At 64.6% G+C, this 18,510-nt stretch carries 17 protein-coding genes and 1 pseudogene; 16 read left to right on the top strand and 2 right to left on the bottom strand.

Annotation, left to right across the window (positions count from 1 at the left end):
* Positions 1-69: 69 nt before the first annotated feature.
* The 8 genes and pseudogenes from IPV10_RS13615 to IPV10_RS13580 all read left to right on the top strand — a co-directional run bounded on the left by IPV10_RS13615 (position 70) and on the right by IPV10_RS13580 (position 7,387).
* A complete protein-coding gene (locus tag IPV10_RS13615) occupies positions 70-924 on the top strand; it encodes a hypothetical protein (RefSeq protein ID WP_207484721.1) in 855 nt (284 codons plus the stop codon).
* Positions 921-1,928, top strand: a complete 1,008-nt coding sequence (locus IPV10_RS13610; RefSeq protein ID WP_207484719.1) for a ParB N-terminal domain-containing protein — start codon at positions 921-923, stop codon at positions 1,926-1,928. The genes IPV10_RS13615 and IPV10_RS13610 overlap by 4 nt, the downstream gene beginning before the upstream one ends.
* Positions 1,929-1,958: 30 nt before the next feature.
* Positions 1,959-2,642, top strand: a complete 684-nt coding sequence (locus IPV10_RS13605; RefSeq protein WP_207484718.1) for a hypothetical protein — start codon at positions 1,959-1,961, stop codon at positions 2,640-2,642.
* 12 nt (positions 2,643-2,654) lie between these two features.
* Positions 2,655-3,812 (top strand): annotated as a pseudogene (locus IPV10_RS13600) (M23 family metallopeptidase); the annotation flags it as partial.
* Between the two features lie 23 nt (positions 3,813-3,835).
* Entirely contained in the window at positions 3,836-4,102 is a 267-nt protein-coding gene (locus tag IPV10_RS13595; RefSeq protein ID WP_207484715.1) for a DUF6112 family protein, read from the top strand.
* 152 nt (positions 4,103-4,254) lie between these two features.
* A complete protein-coding gene (locus IPV10_RS13590) occupies positions 4,255-4,527 on the top strand; it encodes a DUF6112 family protein (protein WP_208323947.1) in 273 nt (90 codons plus the stop codon).
* A gap of 34 nt (positions 4,528-4,561) precedes the next feature.
* Complete coding sequence (locus tag IPV10_RS13585; RefSeq protein WP_207484713.1) at positions 4,562-5,914, top strand: conjugal transfer protein TrbL; 1,353 nt, start codon at positions 4,562-4,564, stop codon at positions 5,912-5,914.
* 6 nt (positions 5,915-5,920) lie between these two features.
* Entirely contained in the window at positions 5,921-7,387 is a 1,467-nt protein-coding gene (locus IPV10_RS13580) for an SCO6880 family protein (protein ID WP_207484712.1), read from the top strand.
* 2 nt (positions 7,388-7,389) lie between these two features.
* Here the strand turns inward: IPV10_RS13580 and IPV10_RS13575 are convergent, their stop codons facing one another.
* Complete coding sequence (locus IPV10_RS13575; RefSeq protein ID WP_207484710.1) at positions 7,390-9,111, bottom strand: hypothetical protein; 1,722 nt, start codon at positions 9,109-9,111, stop codon at positions 7,390-7,392.
* A gap of 142 nt (positions 9,112-9,253) precedes the next feature.
* Between IPV10_RS13575 and IPV10_RS13570 the strand changes: the two genes are divergently transcribed.
* The 7 genes from IPV10_RS13570 (at position 9,254) to IPV10_RS13540 (ending at position 17,139) form a co-directional block, all read left to right on the top strand.
* Complete coding sequence (locus IPV10_RS13570; RefSeq protein ID WP_207484709.1) at positions 9,254-10,027, top strand: hypothetical protein; 774 nt, start codon at positions 9,254-9,256, stop codon at positions 10,025-10,027.
* Positions 10,024-11,511: an ATP-binding protein gene (locus IPV10_RS13565; protein WP_207484707.1), complete on the top strand. Its 1,488-nt coding sequence runs from the start codon at positions 10,024-10,026 to the stop codon at positions 11,509-11,511. The genes IPV10_RS13570 and IPV10_RS13565 overlap by 4 nt, the downstream gene beginning before the upstream one ends.
* A gap of 291 nt (positions 11,512-11,802) precedes the next feature.
* Positions 11,803-13,539, top strand: a complete 1,737-nt coding sequence (locus tag IPV10_RS13560; RefSeq protein WP_207484706.1) for a DUF262 domain-containing protein — start codon at positions 11,803-11,805, stop codon at positions 13,537-13,539.
* Between the two features lie 179 nt (positions 13,540-13,718).
* A complete protein-coding gene (locus tag IPV10_RS13555; RefSeq protein WP_207484704.1) occupies positions 13,719-14,240 on the top strand; it encodes a hypothetical protein in 522 nt (173 codons plus the stop codon).
* Complete coding sequence (locus IPV10_RS13550) at positions 14,237-16,096, top strand: type IV secretory system conjugative DNA transfer family protein (RefSeq protein WP_207484703.1); 1,860 nt, start codon at positions 14,237-14,239, stop codon at positions 16,094-16,096. The genes IPV10_RS13555 and IPV10_RS13550 overlap by 4 nt, the downstream gene beginning before the upstream one ends.
* 2 nt (positions 16,097-16,098) lie before the next feature.
* The gene (locus tag IPV10_RS13545; RefSeq protein WP_207484701.1) at positions 16,099-16,554 is read left to right on the top strand and encodes a single-stranded DNA-binding protein; all 456 of its coding nucleotides are present in this window, start codon (positions 16,099-16,101) and stop codon (positions 16,552-16,554) included.
* An 18-nt stretch (positions 16,555-16,572) separates the two neighbouring features.
* Positions 16,573-17,139, top strand: a complete 567-nt coding sequence (locus tag IPV10_RS13540; RefSeq protein ID WP_207484700.1) for a hypothetical protein — start codon at positions 16,573-16,575, stop codon at positions 17,137-17,139.
* Positions 17,140-17,153: 14 nt separating this feature from the next.
* Here the strand turns inward: IPV10_RS13540 and IPV10_RS17350 are convergent, their stop codons facing one another.
* Entirely contained in the window at positions 17,154-17,375 is a 222-nt protein-coding gene (locus IPV10_RS17350) for a hypothetical protein (RefSeq protein WP_307861137.1), read from the bottom strand.
* 328 nt (positions 17,376-17,703) lie between these two features.
* On the opposite strand from IPV10_RS17350, the gene IPV10_RS13530 reads away from it, so the two are divergent.
* A partial coding sequence (locus tag IPV10_RS13530; protein ID WP_207484697.1) for a DNA-processing protein DprA occupies positions 17,704-18,510 on the top strand: 807 nt, incomplete at its 3' end.

Here is an 18,510-nt window from a genome sequence, read left to right as displayed (position 1 = left end):
ACCTCACCGGCATCCAGGACCCCCTCTGGGGAGCGGGCGCGCACCTGCATGTCAGGAGGTGTCTTCGCCATGACCCATCACAGTTCTCCGCCGCAGTCGCGCGAGGATTACAGAACGAGCGAAGGGCTGCGCGCCCTGCTCAATCGCCTGCATCAGGCGGGTGCTCGCGCCTGGGCGCACGACCGCGTTGCCGCTGATCTCGCCGTGTTCTCGGCCGAGAAGTACGGCGCCTTGGCACGTAAGCACGGCCTCGACCCCTGGGAGGCAGCGTCGGCAGCATTCGATGTCATGCGAACCCGCTCCGCGCGGGAAGCAGACGATCCGTGGGCCGTCGTCACTCGCGGTGTTCAGATCACCTGCATCGCTGAGGAGCGCGGGCAAGGCTTGTTGTGCGCGACTCACCAAGCTCGCCGCCCGCACGTCTCAGCGTTTCATGACCCCGAACGGTTCGCCGATCGAGAGACTCCGCTGGCCGATTACCATCCGGCGTTCCACGTCCAAGACGACCATCCGTGTACCCAAGACGACGCCTCCGATGCACCTGATGACGTCGACATCGCCAAACGTGCGGTCGAACTGTCGATCGTTCTGTTCACGACGTTGGGATGGCCGGAGAGCACCTCCCGTGCCGCGATCGAGTACGTCTGCGCCGCGGTCGCGCGGGCCGGGTCTCGACAGAGCGCCTGCGAGCTGCTGCGCCGCGACAAGCACGCCCGAGCGCTGCTCGATCTGCCTGCCGACTCGTGGGCGGCGCTGCTGCGTGTGCTGCTCGGGCATCCACATCCTGCATACCGGTCGACCAGCGCCGGTCGCGGCATCCTGTTCCGTCTGCTCGTGGGCGACACGCTGCCCGCGTTGCTCAGTGATGACGACCTGGTGATGACGATCGCGATGTCCACGCCCAGGCACGGGGGCAGGCGATGAGCACCGACAACGGGCACATTGAACTGGAACGGTCGGTCGGCTCCATTCGGGTCGGGCGACGCCATCGGACGGAGCTCGGCGACCTCGCCTCGCTTGCCGCATCAATCGAGCGGGACGGCCTGCTGCAGCCGATAACCGTCACGCCAGAAGGGATCCTCGTCTGCGGTGCACGGCGACTGGCCGCGATCAAGCAACTCGGGTGGCTGCACGTCAAAGTGTGGGTGCGTTCGGGCATCTCGGGAGACCTTGCGTACCTGCTTGCCGAGCAAGATGACAATGTGCTCCACAAGCCGCTCACTCAACTGGAGAACGCGACTCTGTACCGAGAGATCAAGACGCTGATGGCAGAGGATGCCACTCGCCGCCAGGAAGCGTCACGCTTCAGTAGGGAGAACCAGCCAGGAGATGACGGTGCCGCAAAGTTTGCGGCACCGTCAGAGGCTGTGGGCGACGCACGCGAGCAGGCCGCTGCGATGATCCCGGATGGCCCCTCTCACACCACGCTCGAGAAGATCAACTACCTCCAGCACCTCGTCGACGATGAGACCCAGCCCGAGTCCGTGCGCGAGGGCGTCGCAGCCGAGCTGGAGCTCATCGGATCCGGGTCAGCCGTGCACCCGAGCTACGAGCGGGCACGCCAACTCGTCGCTGCAGCGCAACCCGGCGCGAGTGGGGAGAACGTGGCGAAACTCGCCGAGGAAGCCCTGGCTCGTATCAAAGGCAAGCGGATGCCCAAGCGACGCCCGTCGCCAAACCCCGCTGCCCGTACGGACGGCGATGACCCGTGGCCCGTGCGCGCGTTCGTCGTGACCTGGTCGGAGCTCGACGGCTGGTGGCGGCACTTCACCGTCGACGACCTGGCTCATCAGCTCAGCGACGCCGAGGTCGACCTCTTCCTCCACGTCGTTGATGCCACGGTCGACGTCGCTGAGCAGCTCCGAGCATTTCGAAACGACGCCGACTCAGACACCGAGACGACAGCGCGGAGCCTTCGCGCGATCTGAGCAGGGGTCAGGGCTGCGCACCTGCCCGGCATGAAGCACCTGACCGCTCCCCGTTTGCGCCGCACCTTGATCGCACTGATCGCCGTCGCGGTGATGGCCGTCCTCGTCGTCGCTGTCGGCACCTACGGACTCATCATCGGATCATCAGAGCCGGAGGACTCGCCGGAGCCGACCTCGTCGAGCGCCGCGCCGACCACCGAGCAGTCTCGTCGACCTGCCACGACGGCACCGCGACTTCCGACGATCCTGCCCACTCGAGATGCAGAGACGTTCGCAGGCAGCGTCGCGACGGCGCTGTTCACGTGGGACACCGGCATCGGTTTCGTTCCGCTCGACTACACCGACGTCATCCTCGACGTCGCCGATCCCACCGGTGCCGAGCAGCCGGGGCTCGCGGGCGACATCGCCACCTGTCTGCCGACGCAGAACGCATGGGTGCAACTGCGTCAGTACGCGACGACGCAACGTCTGGAGATCACGTCGATGTACGTGCCGGATGCCTGGTCAGAGGCGCTCTCGCAGGCACGGCCCGGACAACTCCCCGAAGGCGCGACGGCGTACACGATCGAAGGCATCCGTCACCGCGCTGGCACGTGGAACGGCGATCCGATCACGGCTCAGCAAGAGGTGGCACTCACGGTCTTCATCGCTTGCCCGCCCGATGACCGTTGCTACGCCCTGCGGCTGTCCGAGCTGAACAATCCGCTCCGATAGGACGGCCGACTCATGCTGAAGAAGCTCGCGATCGCACTCATCGGGCTCGCGTTCCTCGCCCCGACGCTCGGACTGGTCGCGGTCGGTCTGGTCGCAAACCCCGCCGTCATTGCGTGCCTCGCCTCGACGGGCCTCACCGTCGGCCCCATTCCGGATTCGCTTGTGGTGACGACGGCGAACGGAGAGACTTTCACACTCAATCGGCAGCAGCTCACTCACGCGGCCACGATCATCTCTGTTGGGTCGCGGATCGATGGCGTCACCCGCGATGGCGTCCAGATCGCGCTCATGGCTGCGCTCACCGAGTCAACGCTGCGGCAGCTGGCGAACACGAGCACCTACCCAGAGTCCGGCGACTATCCGAACGATGGAAACGGATCCGATCACGATTCGCTCGGTCTGTTCCAAATGCGCCCGCAATCCGGATGGGGATCGGTCGCCGAGTTGATGGATCCGGAGTATCAGGCTGCGGCGTTCTTCGGCGGACCGACGGGACCGAACTATCCCTCGCCGCGTGGCCTGCTCGATATCCCCGACTGGCAGAACTTGAGCAAGGGCGAAGCCGCGCAAGCGGTTGAGGTATCCGGATTCCCCGACCGGTACAACAACTACGAGCCGGTCGCCGAAAAGATCCTCGCCACTCTCACTAGCGTCACCTCGCAACTTGCCGGGAGCACTCCTGCGCCGACCGCGAGCGCTGCGGAGTCGGCCCGCGTCGTGTTTCCATTGCCGGAGGACACCTGGGTACTCACCGGCAACTTCGGCCCGCGAGTCGACCCGTTTACCGGAGAGAGCGCCTTCCACTCCGGCACCGACCTCGCTGCGCCGGATGGAACGCCGATCCTCGCGGCCGCGGACGGAGTCGTCACAGTCGCCGAGTTCTCCGGCGGGTACGGCGGGCTCATTGTGATCGAGCACCGCATCGACGGCGTCACCGTTGCGACCGCGTATGCGCACATGTGGCAGAGCGGCATCCATGTCACCGTCGGCGAGCACGTCGTCGCCGGTCAACACATCGGCGACGTCGGCTCCTCCGGGCGCTCGACCGGCGCACACCTGCACTTCGAAGTCCGTCCAGGTGGCACGAACGCCGAAGCGGTCGACGCCGCAAATTGGCTCAACGACCACGGCGCCGCAGACCTCCCAGAGCCCACCGCAGGCGCCGGGTGCTCGGCACTGGTAGGGGGCCAGTGATGAACGTGTTCCCCGACTTCGGTGGTCTCGGCGGTATCGATGACCTCAAAGTCGCCATCGGTGCTGCACTCACGATCATCCTGATCGTCGCCGTGCTCATGATCATCATCTCCGCGATCGTCTGGGCGATCGCTACTTCCACCGGCAACCCCGCTCTTGCGGCGAAAGCGCGCACCGGGGTCTTCGTCGCGCTCGGTGCAGCGGTGCTCGCTGGCGGGTGCGTGTCCTGGATGAACTGGCTCATCAGCGTCGGCGAACAGCTCTGACCTCATCGCCCCGTGTGCGAATCGGCATGCGACTGGTGGTGAGGCGCTGCACACCTGGCTCTCGACCATCTTTCGCCTACCGCCCGTGGCGGTGTTCATGCCAAGGAGCCACCGTGTTCGAACTCATCGCGACCGTCGCCACCGCCCTGCCGATGGACATCGACATCACTCCGAACGACTCCGGTCTACCCGGGATCGCGCAGCTACGCACGATCGTCGGCGCCGTCATGACGGTCGGGCTCGTCCTGTCCGTGCTCGCGCTGATCGTGGCCGCGATCGTCTGGGGATTCGGGTCGAACTCGTCGAACCCGCACCTTGCCTCACGAGGCAAGCTCGGCGTGCTCATCTCCTGTGGTGCTGCGGTCATCTGTGGCGCGTCCGTGACGTTGATCAACTTCTTCTGGAACGTCGGACAGCAGGTCTGAGGCCACTCGGTCGTAACCCGTTGGGAACCCCGCGATGAGTGTCTGCGATATCCCCGTCATCTCCACCGTGTGCGATGCCGTCGGCGAAGGCGCGGCTTCGCTGGTGTCTGCCCCGTTCGATTGGCTCGCCGCCACAATGGGACAAGCTGCCGGATGGCTCATCGAAGCCATGTGGACCGTCTTCGACAGCACCACTCTCGTCGACGTCCAATCCTCCGGCTACATCGACGTCTACAACCTGCTCTTCGGCATCGGCGTCTTCATCGTCCTGCTGTTCTTCTGCTTCCAGTTGGTCCTGGGACTCATCCGGCGCGAACCCGCTGCGCTTTCCCGCGCAGCGCTCGGAGCTGCCAAAGCAGTACTCGGTTCCTTCGTTGTCGTCACGCTCACCGCGACCGCGCTGGAGATCGTCGACCAACTCTGCGTCGGCATCGTCCAGGCCGCAGGGGAAACGACCGCGACCATGGGCGACAAGATCGCGCTCCTGACCGCAGGCCTCACGACGATCAACATCGCGGCTCCCGGCGTCGGCGCGATCATCACGATCTTCCTCGCAGGACTCATGATCTGCGCGGTCGCCATCGTGTGGTTCTCGCTCCTGATTCGCAAAGCACTGCTGTTGGTGGCCATCGTGCTCGCGCCCATCGCGTTCGCGGGCGCGGCGTGGGACGTCACCCGCGGATGGATCGGGAAATGGGCGGCGTTCGTCGTCGCGCTGATCATCTCGAAACTCGTACTCGTCGTCGTGTTCCTCATCGCGATCACCCAGGTGTCCACCCCGATCGAGGCAGACCTCGCGTCCGTGACCGAGCCAATCTCGGGCATCGTGCTGCTGTTCATTGCAGCCTTCGCGCCATACATGGTCTACCGGTTCATCTCGTTCCTCGGCTTTGACCTCTACCACGCGATGGGAAGCGAACAGGAGGCGAAGAACGCCATCAACCGGCCCGTCCCGGTGCCGTCGAAGCCGCAGGGCGACAGCGTCAAGAAGGTTCTCGACGGCGGGTCCGGCGGGGGTGCGAACACCACTCGCCCCGCGAGCACTGCGCCGAGCACGACGGCGGCGGCTGGCGCCACCCCCAGCGGCACTGCGGCTGGCACGAGTGCAGGCGCTGGATCTGGGGCTGGTGCCGGAGCTGCTGCTGCGGCCGGGCCTGCTGCAGCCGCGGTCATCGGGGCCGAAGTCGTCAAGGGCGCTGTTACTGCTGGACCGAAGATCGGCCAGAGCGTCGGTGGCGCCGCCGAAACTGCTGCGGCGAGCGCGGGCGACTCGGGGACTCCGGTACCCGCTGCCCCCGTGTCGCCTTCCACACCGCAGCCGTCGGCCCCGCGCGCAGATCCGGCTCCGCCCAGTCGGCCGCGACCGCTGCCTCCCGGGAAGGAATGACGCATCATGACGAATGACCATGACGACCGACGGGCCGGAGACCTCGTCCCGGTGAAGTTCTCTCGATTGACCCGGCGAGGTGTCCTTTGGGGATTGTCGCTCTCACAGTTGATCGCACTCGGAATCGGGGTCGGCACACTCGTGTGGGCGTTCTACTCTGGTGGCGGCATCCTCGTCGCCTTCTCTGCCCCGGTCTGGCTCATCGCTGCCGCAGTGGCGTGGATCCGGATCGCCGGGCGCGCGATCGTCGAGTGGATCCCCGTCGTGTTCTGGTGGCTATGGAAGACCACCGGCGGACAGTTACTCTACCGTCGGCGCGTCGTGAAGCCGCGCCCCGCCGGATCGCTCGCGCTTCCTGGCGACATGGCGCGATTGCGTGAGTACGACGATCCCGCCACCGGTGCCGGGATGGTGCATGACCCGACCGCCGCAACGCTCACCGCGATCGTCTCCGTCTCGCATCCAGCTTTCGTGCTCCTCGACCCCGGCGAACAGGAACGTAGAGTCAGTTCATGGGGACGTGTGCTCGCGACCGTGTGCCGGTCCGGTCGAATCTCGATGCTCCAGGTGCTGGAGCGCATCCTGCCCGACTCCGGGACGGGCCTCGCCGAATGGTGGGCCTCGCATGGCACAGCAGATGCATCGTGGGCCTCGAGCACGTATGCCGAGCTGATCGAACGGGCAGGGCCAGCCGGAGAACGCCACGCCACGACGCTGTCTCTGTCGCTCGACATTCGGGCGGCGTCGCGGCAGATCCGCACGGCCGGTGGCGGCATCCGTGGTGCCGCTGCGGTGCTTCGCCAGGAGATGTCCACACTTGTCGCCGCGCTGCGCTCCGCCGACCTCTCGCCGTCTTCATGGCTCTCGTGCGGGGACATCGCCGTCGTCCTGCGCTCTGCGTACGACCCCGCGGTCGCAGCGTCACTCGAACGTCACGGTGAACTCGGGCAATCGCTCGCGACCGCGGGACCGGTGGCGGTGAACGAGTCGTGGTCGAGGCTTCGCACTGACTCGGCGTTCCACGCGGTGTTGTGGATCTCGGAATGGCCGCGGTCGATGGTCTACCCGGGCTTCCTCGCGCCGCTGCTGCTGTCGACCGGGATCCAACGGTCGTTCTCGCTGCTGTGCACGCCGATGCGCTCTGATCAGGCGGCACGTGACATCCGGAAGAAGAAGACCGAGTACATCTCGGACGCAGCCCAACGCCAGCGGATCGGCCAGATCGAGGATGCATCGCAAGCGGCGGAGTTCCAGGACGTATTGCAACAGGAAGCCGATCTCACCGCCGGACACGGCGTGCTCCGCTACACGGGGCTCATCTCGGTCTCAGCGCGCACCGCGGACGACCTCGATGCCGCGGTTGCCGCGATCGAGCAGGCCGCGATTCAGGCTTCCTGCGAGACGCGGCTCCTCGTCGGACAGCAGGCGCAGGCATTCACGGCGGCGGCGCTGCCCCTCTGCCGGGTCGTCTAGCTTCAGCCCTCAGGACGGCTTGTCTCCGCCTCAAGACTGTGTTCGTCTTCGCGCCCGGTCGGCGATGCAGCTTCAACTTGGAGGCGTTCGCCGGAGCCGAGCTGCAGCTTCACCCCGAGCGATGTTGATAGCTGATCAATGTGTGCCGAGTCCGCGGCGGCGGGAAACATCCATCGGATGTCGCTCCGGTCAGTCGCGACGTTGATTGTGGGCCGGACACTGCCCGTTTGGTTTTGGCGCGGACGCACGTACCGGATCTCACCCAAAGGGATCACGTCTCGAAGCTCGCCCTCCCTGAGCAAGGATCGAGGTGTCGCGGTCAGCACGCGCTGGTCCGTGACAGCTACGAACGTGCTCGATGCGAAGACCTCGACGACGGCACTCAACTTGCCCGGCCCGAGCGCATCCCAGGACGCGTCCACGCTCTTCGCAAGGATCGGCGGCATCGCGGCTGCGACGCCACGCGCCTCGTACGGAAACGCTATGCCGTGCAAGATCTCGTCGCGGTTCAAGTACCACCGCAGCACGTGCAGATATGGCTCGAGGTCGAGCTCTTCCGGCACGCAGAGAATCCCCGGTACTTCCGGCATATCGACGGGGAGCTGGAAGCTGTTCGCGAGCGGCTCGATGGCACCCAGGAGCTGCTCGCAAGTCAGCCGCGCGGCCTTGGCGTCTTTACGCTTCTTGGTGAGCGGTACCGTCGCACGTCCTGGAAGCTCCGCGATGATCCGCAGTTCGCGCACGAGAGCCTCGGTGAGATCACCGAGCTCCTCACGTGCCTTCTGGATCTCAACGGGCGTGCTTTGAGTGATGCGCTCGAATAGTTGTGCTTCACTCGCATCGGTGGCGCTACGAGCCCGCGCCCGCACGGCCTTGACCGCCTGATACTCGCCATAGGCCTTCAACGACCCAAGTAGCGCGTACGTATCGAAAACCATCGCCTCGGCATTTGATTCGAGGTACTCGCGACGAGATCGCCCCTTGAGCTTCCCGAGCTCCTGAACGTAGCCCGACACGTTCCGCCGATAGAGCTTCATCTGCTTGCGGAGGGCTGGGTAGCTCGCAGCGATCGACTCCCACACCGAGTCCGGGACCGACTCAATGCTTCGCACGTGATCGGCCGCTTCGTCGACCGCCTCGATCAGCGCTTCCAGCTCGGACCACTGCTCGTTCCGAATGGTCTTCAGGGTCTGCGTCGTCAGCGCGATGTTCGTACGCACCAAACCAGATATCTCGCCGAGCTGCATCTGAAGCGCGAGCATGGCGACCGCCGGTCCAATTGCCGCGATCGCGGTTGCCGCCGTCATCGACGCTGGAATGAAGCGCGCCTGAGCGACAAGCTCGCCGTTCTTGAAGATCGCGCCGAGCTTCGCCCCGTCCTTTGCCGCGAGCTGGCCTCCGCTCTTGAGGAGCGACAACGTTGCTTCGTTGACGCGGTACAGCCCCTGAGCGCTCGCGATGGCTTCACCAACGTTGCCGACGATGGTCCCGACGTTGCCCAGCGCGCCGAGCGCGGAGTTGAGCTGGGCCCTGTCGAAGGAGGGGATGAAGTCCATCTCCAGAAGTTCTAGACCTTCTGGAACGTCGCCGAATACGACGGCCATACCGGGGCTGATCTCGACAAGCGTTGTGGAGGTCGCTATGTCCAACTCGGTTCCGTGATCCGAAGACGACTCATCGACATCGCCAGAGGTGTCGTCCAGATCTTCTCGTGCCTCATCCATCGCTGGCTGCTTTCTCTCCATTGGATGGATCAGTGGTCACTATCGTCATCCGTTTCAGCAAGTATCGCAGGAGCGTACGACATCGCATGGCGAACGCAGCGCACCTTCTGGGCATCCACAGCGAGCGACTCGGAGGCCCATGATGCCCACGTTCTACGATCCCGGCGCTGACGCCGGTGAAGCATCCGAGGCGCTGCGCGGGCTCGCGCATGCGACGCGCACGTTCGAGAACCCGCAAGACATCTACGGCGTACTCGGCGATCTCCTTTCCGGCGTGCGCTCACTGCGGCAGGTTCTCGATCAGCTCGCGGCCGCCCACAGCAACAACCGCTCTCGCGCGTTCGATGACCACGGCAACCATGCCACGGGGTCGAAGGACGCACTGACGGCTGCCGATGAACTGCACCAGGCCGCGAGCTTCATCGACCAAGCCGAAGACCGACTCAGTGCCGCAGCATCCGCGGCAGGTCGTGTCGCCTGGCACGACGTTCCTGCGCCCGACAACGCCGCGCTGCAGCGGTGGGTCAGCGTCGTCTTCCTGCAAGGCGAAGAAGCTGAAGAGGTGCTCGACATGATCGACGCCGACGGTGCCGACGCGGGACTGAACCATCTGAAGAGCTGGGATTACGGCGACGAGACCACCAGCGCCGCGATGGAGAACGGGTACGTCTACGACGTGCCGCCGAGCGGCCCGCTGGAGAACGAGACCCGCGAGGGGGACTATCACCTGACGTTCAGTCACAGCTTCGAGCACGTAGCCCTCTACCGACGCCACAATGTCGAGTCGATAGACGCGCTGCCGGATGACTCACGCAGGTTCGGCGGACGTTCAGCGACGCTACGCCAGCAGCGGGCGTCGTGGTTCGAACCGGCGAACATCACGGCTCTCAAGCAGCAGCGGGGTTTGGGACTGTGAATCGGGATGATGCCGAGCGGCTCTATACCTCGGTACTCGTTGCCCCGGCATCTGAGAAGCGACGACTGCGCAAGCAGCGCCGACTAGCCGCCGCGAAGTTGCAGATTGATCAGCAGCACGCTGAGCGCCAAGCAGCCCATGCGAAGTACGTCGCGGAGCTGGCCGAACGGCGGGCCACCAGCTATCTCCCTGCCGCCGGTGAGCCCGGCCCAGCGCAGCTTCGATCCCCGGGGAAGTTGCGCTTACCCCGGCATCAAGACACCTCAGCGACCCTCGCCGGGGCTTATCCGTTTCTTGCCGAAGGAGGGCTCGGATCCGATGGTGTCTTCGTCGGTCAGGATCTGTACTCGGGTGGATCCTTCGTCTACGACCCGTGGGTGCTGTACGCCCGTGGCATCATCACCGCCCCGAATCTGGTGCTCGCGGGCATCGTTGGATCTGGCAAGTCCAGCTTGGCCAAGAGCCTCTACACGAGATCGCTTCCGTTCGGGCGCCGCGTCTACGTGCCCGGCGACCCGAAGGGCGAGCACACTGCTGTCGCCGAGGCCGTGGGCGGACAGGCCATCGTGCTCGGGCACGGGCTCACGACGCGGCTGAATCCACTTGACGAGGGATACCGGCCAGTCGGCATGAGCGACGTGAGCTGGGCGTCCACGATTGCTTCCCGTCGCCGGGATTTGATCGGCGCGCTCGCGGAGACGGTGCTCGCCCGCCCACTCACGCCGCTGGAACACACCGCGATCGATACCTCGCTGACCGAGGTCGTGCGGAGCAACGACATCCCGATCTTGCCGATGGTCGTCGAACACATCCTCAGCCCGACCGCGCGCGCTGACCCTGACGGAAGGCTCGCCGAGGACGGGCGCCTCGTCGGTCATGCTCTCCGGCGCTTGGTGGCTGGAGACCTCGCCGGGCTGTTCGATGGCCCCTCGACAGTGGCCTTCGATCCGACCCTGCCAATGATCTCGCTCGATCTATCGCGAGTGACGGAAAATTCGACACTGGTCTCGGTCCTCATGACCTGCTCCTCGGCGTGGATGGAGTCTGCGCTGCTTGACCCCAACGGTGGCCAGCGCTGGTGTATCTACGACGAAGCATGGCGCCTCATGTCCCACCCGGCACTACTGCGACGAATGGACGCGCACTGGCGACTTGCACGCCACTACGGGATCGCGAACATGCTGATCTTCCACAAGCTGACCGACCTGGAAAACGTCGGCGATCAAGGCTCGGCGATGCGCGCCCTCGCGAACAGCTTGTTGGCCAATGCCGAGACGAGGATCATTTACCGGCAGGAGTCCGACCAGCTCGGCAGCACTGCGAGAACACTCGGGCTCACGGGCACCGAGCAGAAGCTGCTTCCGGGCCTCGGCGTCGGTCAAGGACTGTGGCGAATCAAGGACCGTTCCTTCGTGTGCCAGCACCAGCTGCACCCGGCCGAGCTGCAACTCTTCGATACGACTGGGCGGATGATCAGTCGCTAGACTTCGCACGATTCCTGATGGTTTCCGCGGGCCCTGACCGCCATGATCTTGATCGTTCTAGACGGGAAATGGATGAGCTCAGAGGCCACTTGCAATCCCAGGTCATCCCCGGTTTTGGTCTTCACGACACGTTCCACCTGACTCGCTTCCGTTCTCCTCACCACGCGTCGCTGGTAGGTCTTGGTCGGTCGATAGACTCCGATGTGGACGCCACTTTGAGAACCGTGGCTGATCGCCGATCCAGGGGGATGCGCACTCATGTCTTTTCAAACACCTCGCAGCGTTGAGGAGATGCTCACCGCGATTCATCGGCGCGAGTACCTGATGCCCGCGATCCAGCGTGAGTTCGTCTGGGGTCCAGACCAGATCACCAAGCTCGTCGACAGTCTGATGCGCGGCTACCCGGTCGGCTCTTTCCTACTGTGGGACGTCAAGCCCGAGACCGCGCAGTCCTACACGTTCTACGAGTTCCTGACGAACTACCACGAGCGCGACAATCCTTATGCCGACAAGGCAACAGTGCCTCACGGCAGTCCGACCACGGCGGTGCTTGACGGCCAGCAGCGACTCACGTCGTTGAACATCGCGCTGTACGGCAGCTTCGCGGAGAAGAAGAAGTACGCCTGGTGGAACAGCGCCGACGCGTTCCCCGTGAAGCGTCTCTACCTCAATCTCGTCGATGACTCTGAAGACGAGGAACTGGGCACCAAGTACGATCTGCGGTTCCTCACCGACCGTGACGCAGCAGCAGCCGATGGCGAGCCGCACAAATGGTTCCGCGTCGGAGCGGTGCTCGACCTCGCCAACGCCGGGCCAGCGATCATGAAGGAACTGGAACATCGCGGCATCGGCGGTTCAGGTGATGCGTTCCAGCGTCTGTACGACCTCTACGAGGCGGTGCGCGTACTCAAGCCAATGAACTACTTCTTAGTCACCGATCAGGACGCCGACAAGGTGCTGGAGATCTTCGTCCGGGTCAATAGTGGCGGTACTACCTTGTCGTACTCCGATCTCCTACTGTCGATGGCTACGAACCAGTGGAAGGAACTCGACGCCCGCGAAGAGGTACGCTCGCTGGTCAGCGAGATCAACAGCAACGCCGGGCGGCAGTTCTCCTTCTCGAAGGACGTTGTACTCAAGACCGCTTTGACGATCACAGACGTGGATGTGCGGTTCAAGGTCAGCAACTTCACCCAGACGAACATGGCAAAGGTAGAGGAGCAGTGGCCGCAGATCGAGGGCGCTCTCCTGCGCGCGGCAACTTTGCTGCAGCAGTTCGGCTACAACGAGCGAAATTTGACGGCCAACAGCGTCATCGTGCCGATCGCTCACTATCTGCACCTGCGCGGCGCGGGCGACTCCTACCTCGATTCCACGGCGGACGCAGCCGACCGGCTCGCGCTGCAGCGGTGGGTCACTCGTTCCCTTGTCAAGCGTGGCATTTGGGGATCCGGGCTCGACACCTTGCTCACCCGCATCCGCGATGTCCTGCGTGCCAACACCACGGGTGTGTTCCCAGTGCTCGCAGTCGAGGACGCGATGGCAGCAGTCGGGAAGGGTCTCTCGTTCGACAACGCCGAGATTGATGAGCTACTCAACCTCAAGTACGCCGGTCAGCGAACCTTCTCCGTGCTGTCGGTGCTCTATCCGGGCCTGGATCTGAGTAAGAAGTTCCACGAGGACCACGTCTTCCCAAAGTCCCGCTTCACGAAAAAGAAGCTCACCGAGGCCGGGATTCCACACGACAAGATCGACGACTATCTGGCCGCAGTGAACCTGCTTCCCAACCTCCAGCTCCTCGCCGGAACCGCCAACATCGAGAAGCAGGATGCCCTGCCCGCCACGTGGATCGAGACCGCGTTCCCCAACGAGGCCAAGCGCGCCAGCTATCTCGCCGAGAACGACTTCGACAGCCTCCCGCTCGACCTCGACGGGTTCAGCGAGTTTTTCGAACAACGCAAACTACGAATCCGAAACCGTCTCATCAAGGTGCTCGGTGACAGCGCCGCGCAAGGAAGCAACGACTGACAATTTCGACCTGCTGTGTGCACGAGGGGTCATGGATGCCGAGCCTATTGAGTTCTGGGACCGGCCTTGACCAGTGATTTGTGAACACGCGTCAAGGCTCTTTCTGGACGACGGTTCCGACGGAACTCGAACCTGCAGCGCCATGACCAAGCGGGAGGAATATCGCGCACCTGACGGGCATGAGCAATCGCAGCGCGAGAGAAACCGCGTCCGAATCACCTGTCAACCTTCCGCTCGCCAGCATCCGGGTCGACGCGCGCGGTGCGATGCGCGTGATCTACGACGGCCGCGAGTTCCCGCCTCCGAGTCCGAATAGCGACTGGACGCGGGCGCAGTTCGGTGAACTGCTCGATGCGCTCTCCGACCACCGCGCCCGCACCGTCCGCGTCGAAGTACGAGAGCATGACGGCTCCGTTTTCACCGACATCGTTCATGCCAAGCGACGCGAACGCATCGATGAAGCGAGCGAGATGCGGCGAGCGCGGCATCGGCCGACGCGCCAGCTCATCGAGGTCCACGGATCAGGGTTCATCCCCGGTGAGGACATCACCGTCGCCCTCTCGGTAGCAAGCACGGAGGGCTCCGCCGATGGAAGCGCTCGTGCTCCAGTCGACCTGAGCCAGCTCGTGGAACATCCGTCGGAGATCTTGCTCATCGGCCACATCTCTGGCGTCATCGTCTCGGAGCGCCTGCCGTCATGAGCACCCCACCTGCGCGCAGCCGGGGACTCGGCGACGAACTGACCAACGCGTCGTTGATCGGCCTCGTCGCCATGTTCGGTGTCGCCGCGGTCCTTCGTGGTGCGGGATCTGTGACTGCAACTGTCACTGGCGCCGAACAACCGCACGTCGGGATCGCTGGTGGCGTCAACGTACTTTTCGACCCCGCTGATCCTGCGGCAGCGCTCGAAGCGCCTGGGCTCAACGTCGTGGCCTTCTGGGTCGTCGCAGCGTTCATGCTCGCGCTGCTCGGCACTGCATGCGGATGGGCCTGGGCGATGCTGCGGCGCCACTCGCACTCCATTGATGCTGACCCGCGTCGACTCCAGGGCACCGCCAGTGCACACGACGTGGCGTCCAGCGCGTCGATCAAGGCGCTGCTCCGCCGTGCTGCCACACTGCGCCCGTCGCTGGAACAACCCAAGCCTCAAGACGTGGGCTATCTGCTCGGGCGATCGCATGGCAAGCAGATCTGGGCGAGCGTTGAGGACTCGATCCTGCTGATCGGGCCACCTCGATCCGGCAAGGGTCTGCACATCGTGATCCCGGCGATCCTCGATGCGCCCGGAGCGGTCGTCACGACGTCAACCAGACCCGACAACCTCACCGTCTCCCTCAAGTCGCGCGAACGGATCGGCCCTGTGGCCGTATTCGACCCCCAGCGTCTGGCGGACGGAATCCCCGCCGGGCTGAGATGGTCACCCATCCGCGGCTGCGACGATCCGCTCACTGCGATGATCCGCGCCACCGGCCTCGCCGCTGCGACCGAACTGTCCTCCGGGGGTGTTGAAGGCGGAGGATTCTGGGAAGGCAAGACGCGCATCGCCCTCCAGGCGCTCCTGCACGCCGCGGCACTCGATCAGCGAAGCCCGACGGAACTTTTCCGCTGGACCCTCGACCCTGCCGCGGCAGCCGAAGCCGTCGCGATTCTGACTGGCTCACCGCTCGCCGCGACGGGATGGGCCGAATCGCTGGAGGCGATGCTCGACGCCGATCCGCGCACGCGTGACAGCATCTGGCAGGGCGTTTCCCTTGCTCTCGCCGCGCTCGCCGATCCCAGAGTGCTGGATGCCGTCAGCCCGTCCGAGGACGAACACTTCGACCCCGAGCAATTCATCCTTAGCCGCGGCACGCTCTACCTACTCGCGACCGGAGCTGGCGCCGGAAACAGCGCCGCGCTCGTCGCTGCATTCGTCGAAGACCTCGTCGAGACCGCGCGTCGGATGGCTGCGCGTTCGCCTGGCGCACGCCTTGATCCGCCGCTCCTGCTCGCACTCGACGAGATCGGGAACCTCGCACCCCTGCCGTCACTTCCCACGCTCATGGCTGAAGGCGGCGGCACTGGCATCACAACGATGCCCGTGCTTCAGTCGCTCGCTCAAGCGAGAGACAAGTGGTCGGACAACCAAGCTGCTGCGATCTGGGACGCCAGCATCGCGAAGATCATCCTCGGCGGCGCATCCAATTCACGCGACCTCCAGGACCTCTCCACGTTGATCGGCGAGCGGGACGAGTTCACCGACGCCGTGACCCTAGGCGACTACGGCTCACGCTCCAACCAGCGCTCCGTCCGCCGTGTCCCGATCTTGCCGCCCGACCGCGTCCGCACCCTCCCGTTCGGCACCGGCGTCATCTTGCTCCGATCGGCTCCACCGATCATCACAAACCTGCATCCGTGGCCGAAGCGCGCTGACGGCGACAAGCTCCGGCTCGATCGCACGGCCGTGGAAGCACTCTTTGAGGGCCCGACGACGAATCAGACCGCTCCGGGGAGCGGCGCGCACCTACCTGACGCAGTGGCCGAGCAAACCCGGCCACCTGACCAGATAGGAAGTTGATCATGTCGATCCACACGCAAGAATCCGTCTCGGGCTTCGTCGCCTCAGAGCCACAGCTGACGAACTCCACCAACGGGAACCCACGCCTCTACTTCCGCTTCGGACAGGAGCACTTTCGTCGCGAAGAGGACGGTACCTTCACGCAGTTGGAGACGAGCTACCACCACCTCGTCATGTTTGGACGCTCGGCCGAACGCGCGTCCGCGAAGTTCGCGAAGGGTGACAACTTCCTCGCCGAGGGATACCAGCGGCCTGTGAGCTATGAGCGCGAAGGCCAGACAGTCGAAGGCGAAGAGTTCGTCGCGAAGCGCATCGGTCACGACACCGCACGCACCCGGTACGACGTCGACCGGTCACCCCGAGGTGCCGACCGGAACCGCGCTGCCAGCGAGCCTAGTCGTGCGTTTGACCCCCGAGCGCAGCCAGCCGTGAGCAGCGCTCCGTCCCTCGGCCGCTAATCCAACGGGAACGTAACGATGAACGACGACGACGCCCTCAACGAGGACCCCGAGAGCATGCACGCTGAGCCGTTTGAGCCCGATCTCGTTGCGGAGCCACCGCACCCGATCAACTGGAACTTGCTCACCTCACACGACCTTGAGCAAGAACTCCTCGAACTCAACCGCTGGGTGAACTGGCTCCGGCTGGAGTACGGCATCCCGGCGGCGGTGATTCCGCCACTTTGGCACCGCCATCCCGAGCTGGTCTGGGAGCTGTCCGCGCTCCACCTGCACTGGCTCTGCGCCTACGACGCCGAGCAAGACGGGTCGGCACCACTGGGCTGGCATCGCGACTTCGCGGATGCTCGCCAGCGTTTGCGCGATTGGGTCACGGTCAGTGGCACCCGCCTCGATCGGGATCGTCCGACACGGCAGACTGTCTGGCCTGGGGAAGACCGGACCGTCGACATCGTCGAGCATGTCATCACTGACCGAGACGCCGACTTCGTCGAGTTCGTCATCGAACAGGTCCAAGCGCGCTATGCCGCAGAGGACGCGTTCTTCACCACCATCGACGAACGCACCGGCGAGATCCCGGACTGAGATCGGTCGGATGTTCAGGCGGCGACAAGCTCGACAGCTGCGTTCGCCCGCTCGGACGAGCGCCTCGCGACGGCCTCTCGACGCCGAGCACGGAGCAGGAGCACCACGGCGACGGGTCCCGCCACGATGAACTTCATCGCGTTCCACAGGCACAGCAGGATGATGAGGTTCAGCCACCCTGGGGCGCCATCGCCGACCGCTGCGGAACACAGGCTGGCCGCGATCAAGTACGGCACCGCGAGGAGCATTGCGGATACGCCCCACTTGAGTCCGCGGCGACGCCGGATGCGGTCAAGAACGATGTTCGTAGGTGCGCACCGCTGCAGGACAGCATGGATGAAGGTACTGACCGTCCAAATCGAACGAATCATGATGGGCCTCTCGTCACACGTCGTTCTCCGTCGAGGAAGCAGCATGTGTGTCGAGTGCCCGTGGAGGGCCGCCCCGAAGGGCCTGCAGAGTTGTGAACCTGCTTCGCCTTCCAGGGTACGCCTGCTCTTCAGGAACCAAAAGGGCTGATCCTGCTCACCTTCCTATCGAGATCTCAACACCCAGGAGGCTGTCATGCCCACGCTCTCGCACCTCGCCAAGGATGAGCGGACTGCCCGTATGGTGCTCGCGCTGATCGACGCTCCTAACGACACCGTGACCGCTGGTCTCCTCATGAGAGTCGGCGCGGTCGAGCTGATCTCCTTCATCGAGCGTGACTCGTCGATCCCGGGTCTGGATCGGGTGGAGGCCGCGGTATGGCGACATCGCTTGCGATTGACTGCGAACCCTGATCACGTCGCATCGCGCATGGGCTCAGGAGGCGACTACCGGGTGCTGATCCCCGAGGATTCCGAATGGCCAACGGCCCTCAACGATCTCGGGGCACGGACCCCGTACGCGCTTTGGACGCGGGGACGTACTGAACTCCTCACCGCACCGCTCGCCCAGCGCATTACGGTGACGGGTGCACGGGCGGCAACTGGCTATGGTGTTTACGTCGCCGAGGAACTCTCCGGAGACCTCGCCGAGAGCGACAGAGTCCTCGTCGCCGGTGGTGCTTACGGAATCGAGGGATCCGCACACCGCGCGGCACTCATGCACGGAGACAACACAATCGCGGTTCTCGCTTCTGGCCTCGACCGCGCGTACCCCGTCGGTCACGCAGACCTGATCGAGAACATCGCACACCGAGGGCTTGTGCTCACTGAGGCGCCACCTGCATCCCCTCCAACACGGCAGCGGTTTCTCGATCGTTCACGCATCCTCGCCGCGATGTCGGGAGCGACCGTCATCGTTGAAGCGGGATTCCGCTCGGGCACATTGCAGACGGCGAGAGAGGCTTCATTCCTCGGACGGTTCGTCGGCGCCGTTCCGGGACCG

Origin of the sequence: Microbacterium sp. SD291 (assembly GCF_017355365.1) — a bacterium.
Taxonomy (GTDB): Bacteria; Actinomycetota; Actinomycetes; order Actinomycetales; family Microbacteriaceae; genus Microbacterium.
This window is presented reverse-complemented; position numbering and strand designations above follow the sequence as displayed.